The sequence below is a fragment of the Streptomyces sp. NPDC085524 genome (assembly GCF_044541755.1).
Taxonomy (GTDB): Bacteria; Actinomycetota; Actinomycetes; order Streptomycetales; family Streptomycetaceae; genus Streptomyces.
Genome location: NZ_JBITTH010000006.1, coordinates 103415 through 118804, shown reverse-complemented (window position 1 = coordinate 118804; position 15390 = coordinate 103415). Strand labels below are relative to the sequence as shown.

The following is a 15390-nucleotide window of genomic DNA, read 5'->3' as shown; positions in this document are numbered from 1 at the left end:
TCGTGTCGGGGTGGGTGGGTGGATGGGATGCTGGGGCGGGCGCCCCGGAAGTACCAGTTCCGGGGCGCCCGCTCCATGCCGGTTCAGCCGGTCCGGCCGGTTCAGCAGCGCTTGGTGCAACCGCTGGTCGGGCAGCCGCCCTGCATCGCGGCGCTGGCGCCGACGACCACGGTGGTGATGGCGGTGGCCGGGATGATGGTGGGCGTGAAGCCCGCCGCCAGCGACTCCGGGGCGTCCGCGAGCTCGACGAGCTCGTCGGCGGAGGCGTAACCGGTGGCGTCGTTCATGGCGATGTTGTCCATGACGGGTCCTTTCTTCGGTGGTGCTTCTTCATGGCAAGGCTCGGGACGAGCCTCGATCTGGGCTGCGCTACGAGAAGCGCAGGAGGGAGGGGTAGACCTCCGGGTCGAGGTGGTGGAGGACGGACCAGGCCAGTCCCGCTTCACCGACCATCAGGCTGTTGGAGTACGCGTACTTGGTGTCGGACCGCTGCTCGTACCGCTCGACGACCTCGCCGAACAGGCGCGGGTAGAGGTCGTCGACGCCATCGCCGAACAGACCGGGGAGCTTGCGCTCGCCCAGGGCCACGACCTCCGCGCTGGCGAGGTCGCCGTGGCAGTACGTCGGGTTGTTGCCGAAGCCGCGGCTCAGGGTGAGCTCCGCGAGCCGGGCCAGCACGGGACCGGGCACCGCCCCGGGCGCGTGGTCCACCGCGCCGAGGGCGCCCAGCAGCATGCCGGGGGCGCCGTGGCACCAGCCGTACGAGCGCTCCGGCTCGCCCCAGACGCGCGGCCAGTCGCGGTCGCCCTCGTCGTACGCGTCGAGCACCGCGCCGACGATCCGCAGGCCCAGCTCCCGCACCTGCGGGTCGGCGCACTGCGTGCCGTACCTGATCAGGACGGGGCCGATGCCCATCGCGCCGTGCGCGTAGCCGGTGTACGGGGTGACGCGCGCGCCGGACGGGTCCGCGAGGCCCAGGCCGGCGCCGCCGAGCGCCCGCACCTCCTCGGCGGCGACGGTCCGTACGGCCGCCTCGACGGCCGCGCGCTCCGCGGGGCCCGTCGTACGGTCGAGGAGCGCCAGGCAGACGGTCAGGGCGCCCGCCATCCCGCTGAGGTAGTCGGTGCCGACCTCGGAGCCCGAGCACCGGGCGAGTTCCCCGGCCAGCTCGACGGTGCGTGCGCCGTCGGGCTCGTCCAGCAGCTCGCGGGCCACGGCGACGGCGTACGCGGTGCCGGCCATGCCGGTCATGCCGCCGACGGAGACGCCCTGCTCGGCGAGGAGGCCGCCGCGCAGCTGCTCCTCGACCGGGTCGAGGACGCGCCGCGCGCCGTCGGCGAAGTCGCGCCGGCCGGTCTCGCGGGCCAGGCCGGCCAGGACCAGGGCGGGGCCGGGGCTGCCGCCGTACAGGTCGTAGCCGAGGGTGCCGGGGCTCCACTGGCTCTGCGAGTCGGTGGTGACCTGGGGTGCGATCCACGTGGCGGGGTGGCGGCGGTCGGTGCTGCGGACGAGCGTCGCGAGCAGCCGGTCGCCGATGCGCTCGGCCTCCCGGACGAGCCGGCCGCGGTCGGTGCGCACGGCGGGCCGGCCGGCGGGGCGGACCGGTGCGAAGCCGGTCTTCTCCTGTTCGGTGGGCAGCTTGTTGACGAAGGAGTAGTCGATCAGGCGGAGTTCGCGGGCGATGACGTCCTCGTCGAGGCCCTGGATCCGGGCGCGTACGGTCTCCAGCGGCGGTTCGGCGAGCGCGTCCGCCCGTACGACCCGGCCGTGGGCGTGGAGGGCGGTGTCGCGCGCCGAGTACGAGAAGTACGGCACGTCCCCCTCGGCCATCTGCCGGACCTCCTCGTCGGAGACCGCGGGGGAGTCGTTGGTGCGCAGGACGACACGGTTCAGCACGGCGGCCCGGACCAGCGGGTCGGCCATCGCGCTCGGGTGGGTCGCCATCCGCAGCAGCTGCGTGTAGAAGATCGTGGCCTGGTTGACGTGCCGGAACTCGACGTCGCCGAGGAACTCCTCGACCGCGCCCATGACGTCGTCCCGGTGCGCCGCCGCGTACTCCAGCACGCGGCGGAACTCGGCCTTGACGGCGTCCCGCTGGGCGGTCACCGCGAGCTGGGTGGCGCGCTGCACGGGGAGGTTGGCGTTGGCGGTGGTCGTCTCCGTCGTCACCATGCCGATGAACATGTCGTCGCGGCCGGCGTTCTGCAGGCTGAGCGACTTGTACGGGGCGCGCTGGCCCGTGTCGTAGCCGATGGCGCCGATGTCCATGCCGCGGTCGTCGTCGCCGGCCCGGACGACGAGCGGCAGCAGACCGGAGCCGATGATCGACTCGCGGAGCGTGAGCGCCCCCAGGGTGGAGGCGGCGCCGTCGTCGTACGACTCGGGGGCGCGCAGCCTGGGCGACAGCAGGGTCTCGGTGTCGATGACGACGGGCCCGGCGGCGCACGACACCATGTTCTCGAAGTGGATGTCGGTGGCCTTGAGCAGGAACAGGATGCCCGCGACGGTCCCGATCCGGGCGAAGTAGTCCTTCTGCTCGCCGGCGTACTCCTGCGTGGGGATGAACTCGACGAACCCGCCGTGGGCGGTGGGGACGACGGAGACGGTGGGCAGGTCGGTGCCGAGCCGCTCGTTCATCCAGGAGACGAAGGAGCCGTAGCCCGCTTCGGCGTCGATGGGGTGCGGCTTGTAGAGCACGCGGCTGTCGTCGCTGAAGACCACCTGCGCGACGGACTTGCCGCCGTTGTGGGTGTCGCCCTCGCCGAGGGAGAACCGCTTGATCCGGGGGGCGGGGCCGCCGCCCGGCAGGAGCGCGCCCAGCCGGTCGTGGTGCGCGGCCGCTTCGCCGATCAGGCCGATGACGTACCGGGCGGAGGCCTCCACCCGGGTGTCGACCAGGTGGAAGAGGTGCGGGTAGGCGGCGAGCAGCGCTTCGTGGCCGGCGTCGCTGTTGGTCCAGCGGCGGAACGAGGCGTACCGCTCCTGCGGGGTGTCCCCCTCGAGCAGGCCGTCCGAGCGGCGCCGGTGCAGCTCCTCCACCAGGGTCCGGATCATCAGCCGGGAGGCGAGGCCCGTCTGGTTGACGGCGAAGTCGTCGGCGACGGTGTTCGCGGCGGCCAGCACCGGGGAGGACGCGGCGGCCTCGCGGACCAGGTCCGCCCACGGCCGCACGAAGTGTGCGAAGTAGTCGTGGAACAGGCCGGCGGAGTCGAGGGCCGGGTCGTAGTCGGCGGGGCGGCCGGGCCGCCGCTTCGCGCCCTGGGCGTCGTCCGCGTCATGGGCGGCGCGAAGCCGCTCGGCGACCTGCTCCATGAGCTCGGGAGAGGTCAGCTCCGGGAGGTACGTCCGCAGCGCGTCGGAGACCGCGTCGGGCGTCGTACCGGGTGAAGCGTCGTGATTCTTCATGAATGCTGCGTCCAGGGCGAGGAGAGGGGGGTGACGCCGGGAGGGGAGTCCCGGCGCCATTCCGTTCGGCTACTTGCAGTTGCTCTGGCACTCGGCGGTGGCAGTGCAGAAGTTGCCGTTGTTGCCCAGGACGTAGCTGGCGCCGTAGCAGGTCAGGGAGGACATGAGCGTGCCCCAGCCCTGGCCGGCGGCGCTGACGGCGTCGAGGTTCTGGTCGTCGATCTCTTCGAGGATTCCGACGTTCGGGTTCGCCATGGGGCTCACACCTTTCATGCCTGGACCGGTGTGGCTCGCGCCCTGCTGCCGATCCGTACTGATCTTGACCCCCTGAACGCTAGGCACCGGCGGCTCCGCGCACCCCCGCCCGGGGACGGGTTCTGACCCCGTCCCCGGGACCTGTCCTGGGGACGGGGAGGGGAGGGGGTGGACGGGGGAGCGGGCATGGCGAAGCCCCCTTCCAGCGGCGGCGATGCGCTGTTGGAAGGGGGCCGGGGAGGGTGGGCGGCGCGGCCTAGTCGGCCAGGAGGTGGTCGGCCTTGCCGGCCTTGATGTCCCGGATCAGCTGGCGGAGGGCGTCGGTGGTGTCGGTGAGGTAGGTGTCTTCGCGGCCAGCGATGGCGATGTAGCTGTTGCCGGTGTCGTCCACGCCGATTCTGTAGCAGCTCGACCCTTCGCCGCAGAATGCGTCTTCCCAGGTGATGTCGGTCATTGGATCCCCTCAGAGTTCGCGCGCCAGGTGGTGGATGAAGTCCCGTGACTTGGTGGGGGACAGGCTGAGTTGCTCCATCCAGTCCAGATGTGCACGGTACTTTGAGAGCTGCGCCTCGGCGTGAACGAATTCCGGCCCGTGTGTGCTGTCGACCTGGACGGTGTCGAGCCGCGGGACAGTCCCCTCCATGTAGTTGATCGTCTGCCCCGCTCCTGGGAACCCGCCCGCCGCGAACGGCAGGACCAGCAGGGTGACGTTGTCCCGTTCCGACATGTGAATCAGATAGTCGAGCTGCGCGCGGGTGACTTGCCTGCCGCCGAACTGCATGCGCAGGGCTGCCTCGTGAATCACCCCCGCGTAGGCGGGTGGCGAGGCGCCATCCAGGAGTCGCTGCCTCTCCAATCGGTGGGCCAGTCGTACGGCTACCTGCTGTTCCGGGAGCGCCGGAATGACGAAGCGAAAGACCGCCAGAGCGTGGTCACTGGTCTGGAGCATCCCGGGGATGTGCACCGACTGCGCGTACCGGATGCGGGTCGAGTGTGCCTCCAGTTCGGCGATGTCGAGCAGAGCGGCGGACAGTACGCCCCTGTATCGCTCCCACCAGCCGCGCGGCCGGGGCTGTGCCATCTCGATCAGGGCACTGATGTACGGCTCGTCGGCGCAGTCGCAGTGACATGCGAGTGCGCGCAACCGCTCCTCGCTGATGGTCCGTACGCCCTGTTCGATGGCTGAGACCTTCGACCGGTCGACGCCGAGCAGTCCGGCTGCCGACTCGGCGGATACGTCGGCCGCGAGCCTCATCTTGCGCAGCTCCGCGCCCAGCCGCTTCCGCCGCTCTGTCGGTGATGTCCTCGGAGGCATGGGTGCAGTCTGCCGCGCCCGAGGACCCCCGAGTCACGTGTTGGACCAAATACCCGATGTAAATGGCCAATTGACCAACCAGCCCGCTACCGTTGGTCACGCACCGCTCACGCAGGGGAGTTGAAGTGCACCGCCGCAGCATGCCTCGGCCTCGGCGACGAGCCACGCTCCCCACCCCGCGTCAGCCACCCGTGCGCGTCGAACTCGCCGTAGTCAACTCAGACCTCAGGGAGTCCGCGATGTCCACCCACCCCTTCACCGCCTGCCCCTCCTCCGCGCCCGCGCCCGCCGCAGGCGAGCCCGTGCTCGACACGCTCACGTGCAGCCTCACCATCCCCGGGGAGCCGCTCAGCGGCCAGATCGCCCGGGCCGCCGTCCGCTCGGTCCTCCACGCCTACGACCTCGACCCGCTCGCGCCCGCCGCCGAGCAGGTGACCGGGGAACTGGTCGCGGCGGGCTGGCGCCTGGACCCGGGCCGCGCCCTGTACCTGTCCGTCCGCTACCGGGACGACGCGCTCCGCCTCACCGTCTACGACGGCCACGCACCCCACGCCCACCCCCGCCTCGCCGCCCACTGCGAGGCCCGCCGCCGGGCCGCCCTGCGGGTCATGGGCGCGGTGGTCCGGGAGTGCGGCGGCGCGTGGGGCTTCGGAGAGTCCCGGGAACCGGGCGGCGGGACCCGGACCTGGGCGAACCTGCCCCGGCGCGGGGCGGCCGGCTACCTGCGCGCCTGACCCGGCCTACGCGTGGGTGATGATGTTGGTGATGACCCATCCCACCCATATCAGCGGTGCGATCGCGAGGTACGCCATCGGGCGGTGGAGGACCGGCTTCCCCTCAGGGCGAGGGGAAGCGCCGGGCATGGCCGGGCCCGGCGCCGGCAGAGCGGCGAGCTTACGGCTGACGACGAGGTTCCAGATCAGCGTGAACGGGCTGAAGAACACCAGGGAGAACGGGGACCACCAGCCCATCCCGAGCGTGTTGGTCGTCATGTCGCGGACGACGGAGGTACCGCAGGACTTGCAGAACGGTCCGTCGACCTTGAAGAAGCGCATCACGATCAGCAGCCCCATGTGGGCGCGGACGGTCACCTCGGCGGCGGGCTGCGCACCGCAGCTGCGGCAGAACGGGCCGGTGGGCTGCCATGCGGGAGCCCCGGGGTGGGCGGGTGCCTGCGTCCCGGACGGGGCACCGTACGACGGGTTCGGCTGGGCGTAGGGATTCGGCTGGCCGTACGGGTTCGGCTGGGCGTACGGGTTGGGCTGGCCGTACGGGTTGGGCTGCGGTGCGGATGGAGTGGTCATGGGAGGTCTCTCAGGGGCTGATCGGAGGCAGAGAAGGGAATGGCGGCCGAGTGGCTCGTCCGCGCGTTCTGCTCGCTGAAGAGCAAAACGTACTGCGGAGCCCGCTGTTGTCCGCCTTTGGGGGGTGGGCCGCGGTCTCGGCGAGCGCGCCAACGCCTAGCCGAATACGGAATCGGTGAGGTCGGGCCCACGCCCGTCGATGAGGTCGGGAGCCTGGAGGCCGTAGCCCTCGGCGCGGCCGTAGTACGTCGGCTCGCCGGGCTCCGCCTCGACCCCGAGCAACTGGTCGAGCTCCCGCAGGGCCGATGCCAGCCGGGGCGCGTTGTTGGCATGGATGGCCGGGTGCGGACTGCCCCGGAAATCGCACTGACCCCATACGTCGTGGTACACGGACAGTTCCGCCGAAGGCCCGATCTCGTCGGGCGACAGCATGAGTTCCACCAGGCGGTACTCCTTGTGGCCTGTTCCGCTCGCGTCGAACCAGGTGCCGTATCCCAGCACGAGGATTCCGCCCATCTCCGCCTGCGGATGGCCGCCCGGCCGGCACGCGCGGAGGTCACCGGGCAGGGCCGGATCATCGAGTGAACGCCTGCCGAGGTCCAGACGGCTGTGGATGCCGAGGCCGCCCCTGCCGATCTGGAACCAGTGCCACTCGAGCGAGGCCGGCTCCAGGAGGCCGTGCTTCCGGAGCACGGCGCCCATGCGTGCCGCGGTCCGGAGCGCGGACTCCAGACCGGGCTCGGCCACGTCGTCCAGGTCCCAGAACCACGAGCCGCACTCCTTCGCTGCGCGCATCAGCATGGACATCGATCCCGGTGCGTCGCTCGCCGGGGACACTACGCGTCCAACTCGCCGCGCCAGAGGAAGTCGAGGAGGGCCTCGGGGAGGTACTCGGACTCCAACTCGACGGGGATGCCGTTGGCCTTCGCCAGGCAGGCGATGGCCAGTGGGGCGAGGGCGACGATGCCGAGAACCTGTACGGTGCGGTCCTCGTCGGCGGTCCAGTACTCCTTGTGCCAGCGGACGGCGTCGGCCAGGGCGTTGTTGAACCCGGCGACGTCGTTGCGCAGGTAGTGGTAGAGCATCATGATCGGCGGGTACCGGAGTTTGGTCATCTCCTCCGCGTCGATGACGCGGGCGTGCTCGGCCGAGCTCAGGTCCACAGCCCGCACCAAGTGGGTTTGCAGGTCGTCCCGGCGGAGCCAGAAGCTCTGGAGGGTTTCCACCCAGGCGTAGGTGTACTCGTCCAGGGCGCCGCCGAAGTCGCGCAGCAGGGACACCGGGATCTGGGCAAGCATGTCGAGGCGGGCTGCTTCACGGCAGATGACCGCGAGGTAGAAGGCGTCGAGCCAGGTGTCCGCGTGGAGGTAGGTCTGCCGTCCGGTGGTGGCGAGGTGGCGTTCCTCCTGGCGGATCTTGCAGGTGACCGTTTCCTGGTCGGGGGCGGTGGCGGCGAAGACGGCCGAGTGCACCTGCATGGCCAGCAGCCAGGATTCCCACGTCTCAAGCATGCCGGCCGTGGGGTCCCCGACACAGCGGACAAGGGCGACGTTCAGCGACCTCATGACCGCGCCCGACCTGGAGTTGTGGGAGATCTCGATCTCTTCCAGCGAATAGGACAGCGACCTCTCCATGACGGGAACAACCGTCGCCCACTCGTCTTTCTGATAGTCGTAGCGGGGCAGGCTCACGGCCCAGCGCTCCGCACCCGGGGAGGAGTTCGTCACGTGGGGAATTCGCCGAGCCAGTTGCCCTTCAGCAGCACCGCCGGCACGTAGTCGGACTCGACCTCGATCGAGATGCCGGCTTCTCGGGCGAAGCAGGCCATGGCGAGCGGGGCGAGCGCGACAAGGCTGGAGATCAGCTGGGACCGGTCATCCTGGGTCCAGTACTCCTGGTGCCACTGCAGGGCGGCCGTGAAGGCGCGGTTGAACCCCGCCTCATCGTTGCGGATGATGCGGTGGAACATCTCCATCGGCGGGTAGAACAGCCGGCCCACCGTCTCCGGGTCTGTTGCGACCTCCGGATCGGTGCCGTCGATCGCCGCCACGAGCTTCTGGCCGAGGTCGGGACCACCGAGCCAGTAGGTCTGGAGGGTGTCGATCCAGGCGTACTCGAATTCCTGGGTGACACCGCCGTTCTCCCGGAGCAGTGACAGCGGTACCCGGCAGAGGGCGGTGATCCGGTCACGCTCGCGGCACACCACGGCCAGGTAGAACGCGGTGACCCAGGCCGCCGGGGTCACGTAGGGCTGCGGACCGGTGGCTTCGAGCGTGAGGTCCTTGTGCGCGATGCGGCACTGGACGTGGGGCTCAGTGGTGGTCGCCGCGGCGAACAAGGCTGACCCGACCTGCATCGCGGTCACCCAGGCATCCCAGGTGGGATAGATCGCAGCCCGCGGATCCATCAGGCAGCGTGCCTGGGCGACGATGAACGTGCTGTCCAGGGCCTCACCAAGAGTGGTGGAGCGTCCTTCCAGACCGCTGAGCCAGGCTTGCGCACTCTCCTCGAGAAAGGCGAGGCCAGCTTCCGCGTTCCCCGTAGGAAACGAGTGGCGGGAGACATTCGAGACCAACGCGCCTCTCCTCAAAAGAACTTGATGCGAATTCTGTCAGGCGTCGAATGCCTCTGGCCGGGCGAAGGCGAGGAGGACTCGGGGGAAGCAGTCCGGTTCGTTCGGGTGGTCCTGGCGGGACACGCTCAGGACCACCGGGCTGCTCACGTGGGGAATTCCCCGGCCCACGTGCCCTTGAGGAGGTGCTCGGGCAGGTATTCGGACTCGACCTCGATGGGGAAGTCGGCGTCCTGGGCCAGACAGGCCATCGCCAGAGGGGCCAAGGCCACCCATCCGTAGGGGGAATCGGCACGCCCCTGGTCGGACGTCCAGTACGCCTTGTGGGCGCGGAGCGCTTCTTCGAGCGAGCGGTTGAACTCCTCGTGTGAGCCGGTGGCACGCCACCGGAGGAGGTCCATGGGGGGCCATGAGAGCTGCGAGACATGGTCGTGGCCGGCGATGGACGGGAGGTCGGGGTCGGTTCCCCGGGCCGCTTCCATGAGCTTGTCGGCGAAGTCCGGCCGGCCCAGCCAGAAGGCCTGGAGCGTTTCGATCCAGGCGTAGTTGTACGCGTCGTAAACCGACCCCGATTCGCGTAGCTTTGCCAGCGGAACGTTGCACAGAGCTGTGATGCGCTCTGCATTGCGGCAGATGACCGCCAGGTAGAAGGCAGTGGTCCAGTGGCCCGCGTCCACGAACGGTTCGGGATCCACGAAGGCCGGAACCGTGCGGGTCTCGTGGTGGATGAGACATTGCACGCTGGTCTCGGTCGTCGTGGCAGCGGTGAATACGGCCGAACCGCACTGCATGGCCGCGACCCAGGCCTCCCATGACTCCAGCCAGGTGGCGGTGGGATCGACCGCACTCCGTTCATACGCGGTGATGAGGGCCGTCGACATCGCGTTCTCAAGGGCGAAAGGCGCCTTGTCGATTCGGTCGATCAGCATCATCGTGTGTTCCGAGAGGGACGGCTCGCGGCCCGGAAGGTCCTGCCGGGAAATGCTGTGACGGGGAATGGCTGTAGCCACTAGCTCTGGCCCTCTTCCTTGAAGATCTTGAAGTACTGGAGCTCGCCACCAGCATAGGTGCCCGAATGATGCTTCGCCTGAACCATGACATACTGGACCTTTTCGTCCAATAGGGCGATTCGGAGCTTGATTGCAAGCTCCCGGTCCCGGCCGCCGCGTTCGAACATTTCGTCGACGATCGTGTGAGCGTATTCCAGCGTTCCCTGCCTGACCAGCCTGTTCGCGTTGGCGCCTACTCCCTGACGCCAAGCGAGTCGTCCGTCGGGCGCCTTTGCCTCGACGATCAGATAGTCGCCGTTCTTCAGCTCGTACAGCTGATCGAAGGCGCGGGAACCGTTGGCAGTGCTGGGGAGATCCGCGACTTCCACCGCGTCGGGGAAGACTTTCGGGATGACGTGGAACCGTGCTGAAGCCTCGCCCAGCTTCTCCCCGATCTTCGTGTTGATCGGGGTGTCACCCATGGCATCCTTGGCCGCCTTCAGAGCGGCTGCGGTCTCATCGGTCGGGTTGGCTTTGTGAGCTCGCTCGGCAATCCCGAAATCCGTGTATTTCTTGTGCTTCCCGGCGAGGCCGTCGAGTTCGTTCTTCCGCTCGAGGCTGAGGTTGTCGAGCTTGGGAGTTTCGGGCTTCAGGCGGAATTCTTCGGCGGGCCCATAAGGTAGTTCGCTAGTGGATATGAATTTTCCATTGCCGACGTCCTTCAGAATGGGAAGGTACTGGCCGTCGACGATTTCATTCGCATGCCTGCGGTGATTGGCCGCGTCGTAGTACTTGCTGCGCCAGGCGGGGTCCTCATTGGCCAATCGGACGTGCTCGTCCTGGATGGCCTTGGCTTCTTCGGGGGTGCGCCGGACCAGTTGGTCTTCCTGGTTCGCGTTCCGTCCCGCGTTGCCGCCGCGCGCCGCGTCGTCCCCGCCGCCCGTGCCCGGCGTGTCAGGGTGGGCGCCGCGCGTGGACGGGGGCTGGTGGTTGCCGCCGCCCGTTCCCGTGCCGTCCGGGTGGGTGCCGCCTGCCCCGTCCGGGTGGGTGCCGCCCGTGCCGTGGCCGCTGCCGGACGTGCCGTCCGGGGAGTGCGTGGTCGGGGTGTCCGGGTGGGGGCCGTTGCCGTGGGGGCCGTTGTTCAGGTCGTTGCGCGGCATGTTGTCCGGGGCGTGGCCGCCGGGGGTGTGGTCGCCGGCGCGGCCCGTGGGGGTGTTGTCGATACCGTGCGGGCCGCCGTGGGCGCCGTTGTCCAGCGGGTGGAGCGGGTTGGAGGTGTCGGAGCCGAGGCGGATGGCGTCGTCGCCGCCGCGGCCGCCCACGCCGACCAGTTCGCGTTCCGGGACCTTGACCGTGGACGGGGAGTCGATCTTCGGGGCGTCGGTCTTCGGCACCCCCGCGCCCGCGGTGGGATTCTCCTTCGGCGCGTGCGCACCGTCCTCCAGGAGGCTGCCGTCCTCCTTGTACAGGTTGCCTTCACCGTCGGCGTACTTCGCCTCGCTGCCCTCGAAGTGGGGCAGCTTCACCGCGTCCGGGGGCAGGGTGACCGTGCCCTCGGGAAGCTTGATGTTGCCGTCCGGGAGCTTGGTCGCGCCCTCCGGGATCGGTGCGCCGTCCGGGAGGTGGATCGCGCCGTCCGGGAGGTGGACGGTGCCCTCGGGGAGGGAGATGGCCCCGTCGATGTCGATGCTGGGGACTTCGACCTTGCCCATGCCCTTGAGGGCGGTCATGACGTCGCCGATCTTCGAGATGCCGGCGCCGGCGCCCTTGAAGACGTACGTCATGGGGTCGACGTAGTGGCCCACCTTGCCCGCCGCCGACAGGGCCTTGGCGACCGCGCCCGCCTTGCCCGCGCCCGCGGCCGCGCTGCCCGAGCCGCCCGTGGCGATGGTGGTGATCACGTTGAAGGTGACCGCGCCCGCCGCGCGGCCCGGGTTGGAGCCCCACTGGTCCCATGCGAGGAGGGCCTTGCCGGTCTCCTTCATCGCGGTGCGCGAATCGCGCAGCCAGGAGGGGAGCTTGTCGTCCGGGACGGCCATGAAGAGCGGGCCGGCGCCGGGGATGGAGACGATCGCGAGGCCCGTGGCGAGTTTGGCCAGGCCCGTCCAGGACTGCTTGAAGGTGTCCCAGCCCTGGAGGCCGACGAGGCCGCCGAGGCCCTTGAGGGTGCCCCAGACGCCGTCGACGAAGAAGCCCTTGGTGAACTCCCAGGCGTGTTCCCAGATCTGCCAGGCGGGGATGTCCTCCTCGACCGCCTCGCCCCACGGCAGGGTCTTGGCCTGCTTCAGGGCCTCGGCGTCGTAGCCGTACATGCCCTTGCCGTGGGAGCCGTCGTCCTTGGTGAGGGGCGTGCCGCCCACCAGGGCGACGATCTTGGCGTGGGCGGCCCTTTCGACCTCCTGGAACTGGGCCCAGGCCTCGGCGATCTTGTTGCGGCGCTCGAGGTTCTCGTCGATCAGGTCGCCGTCCCGGTCCCAGTGCTCGTCTTTCGTGACCTTGGTGCGGAAGGCTTCGGCTTCTTTTTTGAGTGAGTCGAGGCGTTTTGCGATCGGCTCCGCGTCCCGGGCGTACGTGCCGAGGGCGCCCGCGATCGTGCACATGTCGGAGCTGATCTTCAGGCCCAGGTCGGAGACGGGCTTCGTCGTCGCGAAGAGCTGGTCGGCCTCCGGCGCCTGGTAGAAGGCCTGCAGGCCGCCGAAGCTGCTGTGGACGTCGCTCGCGGCCGTCGAGATCGCGGCCCCGCCCGAGGAGATCGCCTTCACCTTCAGGTCCAACTGCGCGAAATCGCCCGTGAAGATGGGGACTTCGGCCGGATCGACCGGTGCGTTGCTCACTTCTTCTCCCCCGAGTGCTCGCGCAGGTACTGGAGGTTCACGGAGCGGGCGGCGTCCTGGGCCGCCTTCGCCTGGTCCATGTCGCCCTGGAGGTACTCGTTGGTCGCCGTCGCTGCGCCGCGCATGCAGGCCTCGATGCGCTCCGTCATCGACTTGAGCTCCGGCTCCCGGCCCTTGAGGTACTCACCCAGGGCGGCCGCCACCGGGCCCATGGCGTTGCGCGCCTGGCCGGGGGCCAGCGGGCCGACGACCTTCGACTGCGAGCCCATGATCGCCGTGCCCGCGAACTGCGCCGCCTGTGACATGTCCGTCAGCAGGGTGTTCAGGGCCTTCTCCAGATCACCGGCGTGGCCGCCGACCGTCTTCAACTGGCCCTGTACGCCTTGCGGCTTGATGTCCCATGACGTCATCGACGACCCACCCCCGTGTAACCCGCTGCCCTACTGTCCTGCACTGTCCTGCCGTGCTGCTGAAACGATTCGGCTCAGCCGATGTTGTCGACCGCGGCCTTCGCGCGCTGCAGCGTCTGCTGCGCCGTGCCGTCGTTCTTCTCCAGCGTCGTGTTCAGCAGGTGGATGATGTTCTTGACCTCCTGCGAGGCGTTCTTCCAGCGCTGTTCCTTGGCGTGGTAGTCGTCCGACACGCCGTCCGCCGCGAAGTCCGCCATCGCGGCCGCCACCTGTGCGTCGCGCTCGGCGATCACCCGCTCCAGCTGGCCGATCACCGCTTTGATGTTGCCCTGCGCCTCCGTCGAGGCGCCCATGTCGTACGAACGACGGTCCTTGTCACCGGCCATCACACATCACTCCCCGTGAAGTAGATCAGCGGCCCGAGAAGCGGGCCGCGTCGAAGTTCGCCGCCGACTGCTGCTGGCGGGCGTTCTCGCCCTGCTCCTGGTCACCCGAGCCGAAGGCCTGCTCCATGCCCGACTGGCCGCCCAGGATCGCCGACAGCGAGGCGTTCAGCTCGGCCGCGATCGAGTCCGAGCGCGACTTGAACGAGTCGAACGCGACCTTGCCCTGGCCGTTGAACTTGCCCTCCAGCGGCTGGGCGGCGTGGACCAGCTGCTTGACCAGCGCACCGAGGTCCGTACTCGAATTCCGCGACCCCTTCATCAGGTTCGAAAGAACCTGAGTCCCCATGTCGAACTTCATCCCGCTCCCCCGTAGTCGTCGTAGTCGTCAGCACGAACGATCAAAAGTATCTCTGGTCCTATCAACATACATCGCTGCTGCAATCAGCAACGAGCGTGTTGTGACTCACTCATGACATACCGACAGGGATCTTCACGAACCCTTCAGATGCCGCACCAGCTGCTCGAAGTCGCTCCACCCCGACAGGTCCGACGGGTCCCCCGGCAGCGGGTAGTAGTAGCCGGGACGCGTCTTCGGCCCCAGCCGCAAAGGCGGTTCGGCCAGTGGCGTGCGCGCGGCCCGGTCGTCCGGCATCTTCCGGACCTCCTCCGCGCCCAGCACGAAGGCCAGCGGCACCCCCGGCCCCTCGAAGCGCGGCGGTACCAGCAGGTCGCGGCGGGCTTTGCGGAGCTGTACGAGCATCGACTGGAGGTGGTGGCGGGTGACGAGGGCCTCCGCCGTGCGGTGCAGGGCCTCCAGCGGCAGCTCCTCGTCGGCGCCGTAGCCGAACGCGAGGGTGACGTCCTCCTCGACGCCCGTCTTCGTGCGGCGCACACGGATCGTGGCGAGGCCTGGGCGCTCCGGGCTGCCCACGACCACGAACCACGTCGGCTCGGGGGAGCGGGCGTAGGCGACGTCGGTGAGGCGGCCCGGCGACCAGGGCAGGTTGGCGGGCTCCGCCGTGCCCCACCCGGCCGGGGCCCCGCCGGTCAGCTCGCGCCACACCGTCTCCAGGGCTCCGCCGAGGACCAGCCGGTCGTCCGCGGGGTGGACCGTACGGAACGTGACGGCGAGCTGCCGTTCGCCCCTGTCCACGACCTCCTGGTACGAGGCCGCGACCGGGGTCGCCGGGTCGTCCTCGGTGGCGTGCGGGGACACCAGCGTGCCGAACATGCCGTCCTGCCAGCGCAGCACCGCACCCGAGAGGCCGTCGTAGTAGCCCTCCCGCTCGTCCTGTACGACCCACCGCGACGGCCAGCCCGGCATGTTCGCCAGCACCGCCGGGGAGAGCACCGTTCCGGGCGGGGTCACGATCTGCAGGCCCCGCTCGGCCGCCGCCGCGCCGCGGAACGCGTCGGCGAGCCAGGCCGTCATGGCGACGACCGGGCGGTCCATGATGATCACCGCCACGCTGTGGGTCAGTGCGTCGACGGCGGGCTGCGCCGCCGCGGGCGTGGGCGCGACGCTCACCCCGTCGGTCTGCACCACGCCCAGCGAGCGCGCCATCTCCGGCGGCCAGGCGGAGCCGCCGGACAGGGTGGCGAGGCGGCCCGCGAAGGTCCCCGCGAGCCGCTCCGCGTCGGGAACGCCCGTGGTGGCGCGGGCCTCGGTCCACCAGTAGGGGACCCGCGGCGGGGTGGCCCCGAGCAGCCGCTCGGCCTCGCCCTCGACCTGGATCAGCATCGGCGCCTCGACCGAGACCAGCGGCCGGCCCTGCTCGTCGCAGAGCTGGACGACCGCCCCCTCGCCCGTGGCGTTCACCAGCTTGTCCGGCCCCCCGGAGAGCAGGCCCGCGAGCACCGCCCACGGGTCGGGCATCCGCTGGGTCAGGGCTATGACGTCCTTGGTCATGTGGTCGCGCG

Annotated in this window: 16 protein-coding genes; 1 reads left to right on the top strand and 15 read right to left on the bottom strand. The window is 69.8% G+C overall.

Annotation, left to right across the window (positions count from 1 at the left end; genetic code table 11):
• Positions 1 to 101: 101 nt before the first annotated feature.
• From ACIGFK_RS11000 to ACIGFK_RS10980, 5 genes are all read right to left on the bottom strand, one after another.
• Positions 102 to 302 carry a class II lanthipeptide, LchA2/BrtA2 family gene (locus ACIGFK_RS11000; protein ID WP_376656320.1) on the bottom strand — a complete coding sequence of 67 codons (201 nt, stop codon included), beginning with the start codon at positions 300 to 302 and terminating at the stop codon, positions 102 to 104.
• Positions 303 to 369: 67 nt separating this feature from the next.
• Entirely contained in the window at positions 370 to 3405 is a 3036-nt protein-coding gene (locus ACIGFK_RS10995; protein WP_400051295.1) for a type 2 lanthipeptide synthetase LanM family protein, read from the bottom strand.
• A gap of 69 nt (positions 3406 to 3474) precedes the next feature.
• Positions 3475 to 3660 (bottom strand): plantaricin C family lantibiotic, encoded by a 186-nt coding sequence (locus tag ACIGFK_RS10990; protein WP_376656322.1) that lies wholly within the window; start codon positions 3658 to 3660, stop codon positions 3475 to 3477.
• A 256-nt stretch (positions 3661 to 3916) separates the two neighbouring features.
• On the bottom strand, positions 3917 to 4114 hold the full coding sequence (locus ACIGFK_RS10985) for a hypothetical protein (RefSeq protein ID WP_400051293.1): 198 nt from the start codon (positions 4112 to 4114) through the stop codon (positions 3917 to 3919).
• 9 nt (positions 4115 to 4123) lie between these two features.
• Positions 4124 to 4975, bottom strand: a complete 852-nt coding sequence (locus ACIGFK_RS10980; protein ID WP_400051291.1) for a helix-turn-helix domain-containing protein — start codon at positions 4973 to 4975, stop codon at positions 4124 to 4126.
• A 239-nt stretch (positions 4976 to 5214) separates the two neighbouring features.
• On the opposite strand from ACIGFK_RS10980, the gene ACIGFK_RS10975 reads away from it, so the two are divergent.
• Positions 5215 to 5709 carry an ATP-binding protein gene (locus tag ACIGFK_RS10975; RefSeq protein WP_400051290.1) on the top strand — a complete coding sequence of 165 codons (495 nt, stop codon included), beginning with the start codon at positions 5215 to 5217 and terminating at the stop codon, positions 5707 to 5709.
• 6 nt (positions 5710 to 5715) lie between these two features.
• On the opposite strand, the gene ACIGFK_RS10970 is transcribed toward ACIGFK_RS10975, so the two are convergent.
• From ACIGFK_RS10970 to ACIGFK_RS10925, 10 genes are all read right to left on the bottom strand, one after another.
• Positions 5716 to 6279: a hypothetical protein gene (locus ACIGFK_RS10970; protein ID WP_400051288.1), complete on the bottom strand. Its 564-nt coding sequence runs from the start codon at positions 6277 to 6279 to the stop codon at positions 5716 to 5718.
• 156 nt (positions 6280 to 6435) lie between these two features.
• Entirely contained in the window at positions 6436 to 7080 is a 645-nt protein-coding gene (locus ACIGFK_RS10965) for a hypothetical protein (RefSeq protein ID WP_400051286.1), read from the bottom strand.
• Positions 7081 to 7115: 35 nt separating this feature from the next.
• Complete coding sequence (locus tag ACIGFK_RS10960) at positions 7116 to 8006, bottom strand: immunity 49 family protein (protein ID WP_386464442.1); 891 nt, start codon at positions 8004 to 8006, stop codon at positions 7116 to 7118.
• Positions 8003 to 8854, bottom strand: a complete 852-nt coding sequence (locus ACIGFK_RS10955) for an immunity 49 family protein (protein ID WP_400051284.1) — start codon at positions 8852 to 8854, stop codon at positions 8003 to 8005. Before ACIGFK_RS10955 ends, ACIGFK_RS10960 begins: the two co-directional genes overlap by 4 nt.
• A gap of 143 nt (positions 8855 to 8997) precedes the next feature.
• Entirely contained in the window at positions 8998 to 9783 is a 786-nt protein-coding gene (locus ACIGFK_RS10950) for an immunity 49 family protein (RefSeq protein ID WP_400051282.1), read from the bottom strand.
• Between the two features lie 77 nt (positions 9784 to 9860).
• Positions 9861 to 12674 (bottom strand): hypothetical protein, encoded by a 2814-nt coding sequence (locus ACIGFK_RS10945; RefSeq protein WP_400051280.1) that lies wholly within the window; start codon positions 12672 to 12674, stop codon positions 9861 to 9863.
• On the bottom strand, positions 12671 to 13084 hold the full coding sequence (locus tag ACIGFK_RS10940) for a DUF6507 family protein (protein WP_376656332.1): 414 nt from the start codon (positions 13082 to 13084) through the stop codon (positions 12671 to 12673). The genes ACIGFK_RS10945 and ACIGFK_RS10940 overlap by 4 nt, the downstream gene beginning before the upstream one ends.
• Before the next feature lie 74 nt (positions 13085 to 13158).
• Positions 13159 to 13470 carry a pore-forming ESAT-6 family protein gene (locus tag ACIGFK_RS10935; protein WP_376656333.1) on the bottom strand — a complete coding sequence of 104 codons (312 nt, stop codon included), beginning with the start codon at positions 13468 to 13470 and terminating at the stop codon, positions 13159 to 13161.
• Between the two features lie 25 nt (positions 13471 to 13495).
• On the bottom strand, positions 13496 to 13828 hold the full coding sequence (locus ACIGFK_RS10930) for a hypothetical protein (RefSeq protein ID WP_376656334.1): 333 nt from the start codon (positions 13826 to 13828) through the stop codon (positions 13496 to 13498).
• Between the two features lie 132 nt (positions 13829 to 13960).
• Positions 13961 to 15379 carry a DUF6177 family protein gene (locus ACIGFK_RS10925; protein WP_376656335.1) on the bottom strand — a complete coding sequence of 473 codons (1419 nt, stop codon included), beginning with the start codon at positions 15377 to 15379 and terminating at the stop codon, positions 13961 to 13963.
• Positions 15380 to 15390: the final 11 nt, after the last annotated feature.

Bases quoted from the DNA above. Each gene is read 5' to 3' on its own strand.
- ACIGFK_RS10965 (WP_400051286.1), bottom strand. From the start codon at position 7,080: ATGCTGATGCGCGCAGCGAAGGAGTGCGGCTCGTGGTTCTGGGACCTG.
- ACIGFK_RS10985 (WP_400051293.1), bottom strand. From the start codon at position 4,114: ATGACCGACATCACCTGGGAAGACGCATTCTGCGGCGAAGGGTCGAGC.
- ACIGFK_RS10970 (WP_400051288.1), bottom strand. From the start codon at position 6,279: ATGACCACTCCATCCGCACCGCAGCCCAACCCGTACGGCCAGCCCAAC.
- ACIGFK_RS11000 (WP_376656320.1), bottom strand. From the start codon at position 302: ATGGACAACATCGCCATGAACGACGCCACCGGTTACGCCTCCGCCGAC.
- ACIGFK_RS10975 (WP_400051290.1), top strand. From the start codon at position 5,215: ATGTCCACCCACCCCTTCACCGCCTGCCCCTCCTCCGCGCCCGCGCCC.
- ACIGFK_RS10995 (WP_400051295.1), bottom strand. From the start codon at position 3,405: ATGAAGAATCACGACGCTTCACCCGGTACGACGCCCGACGCGGTCTCC.
- ACIGFK_RS10935 (WP_376656333.1), bottom strand. From the start codon at position 13,470: ATGGCCGGTGACAAGGACCGTCGTTCGTACGACATGGGCGCCTCGACG.
- ACIGFK_RS10990 (WP_376656322.1), bottom strand. From the start codon at position 3,660: ATGGCGAACCCGAACGTCGGAATCCTCGAAGAGATCGACGACCAGAAC.
- ACIGFK_RS10940 (WP_376656332.1), bottom strand. From the start codon at position 13,084: ATGACGTCATGGGACATCAAGCCGCAAGGCGTACAGGGCCAGTTGAAG.
- ACIGFK_RS10930 (WP_376656334.1), bottom strand. From the start codon at position 13,828: ATGAAGTTCGACATGGGGACTCAGGTTCTTTCGAACCTGATGAAGGGG.
- ACIGFK_RS10980 (WP_400051291.1), bottom strand. From the start codon at position 4,975: ATGCCTCCGAGGACATCACCGACAGAGCGGCGGAAGCGGCTGGGCGCG.
- ACIGFK_RS10950 (WP_400051282.1), bottom strand. From the start codon at position 9,783: ATGATGCTGATCGACCGAATCGACAAGGCGCCTTTCGCCCTTGAGAAC.
- ACIGFK_RS10925 (WP_376656335.1), bottom strand. From the start codon at position 15,379: ATGACCAAGGACGTCATAGCCCTGACCCAGCGGATGCCCGACCCGTGG.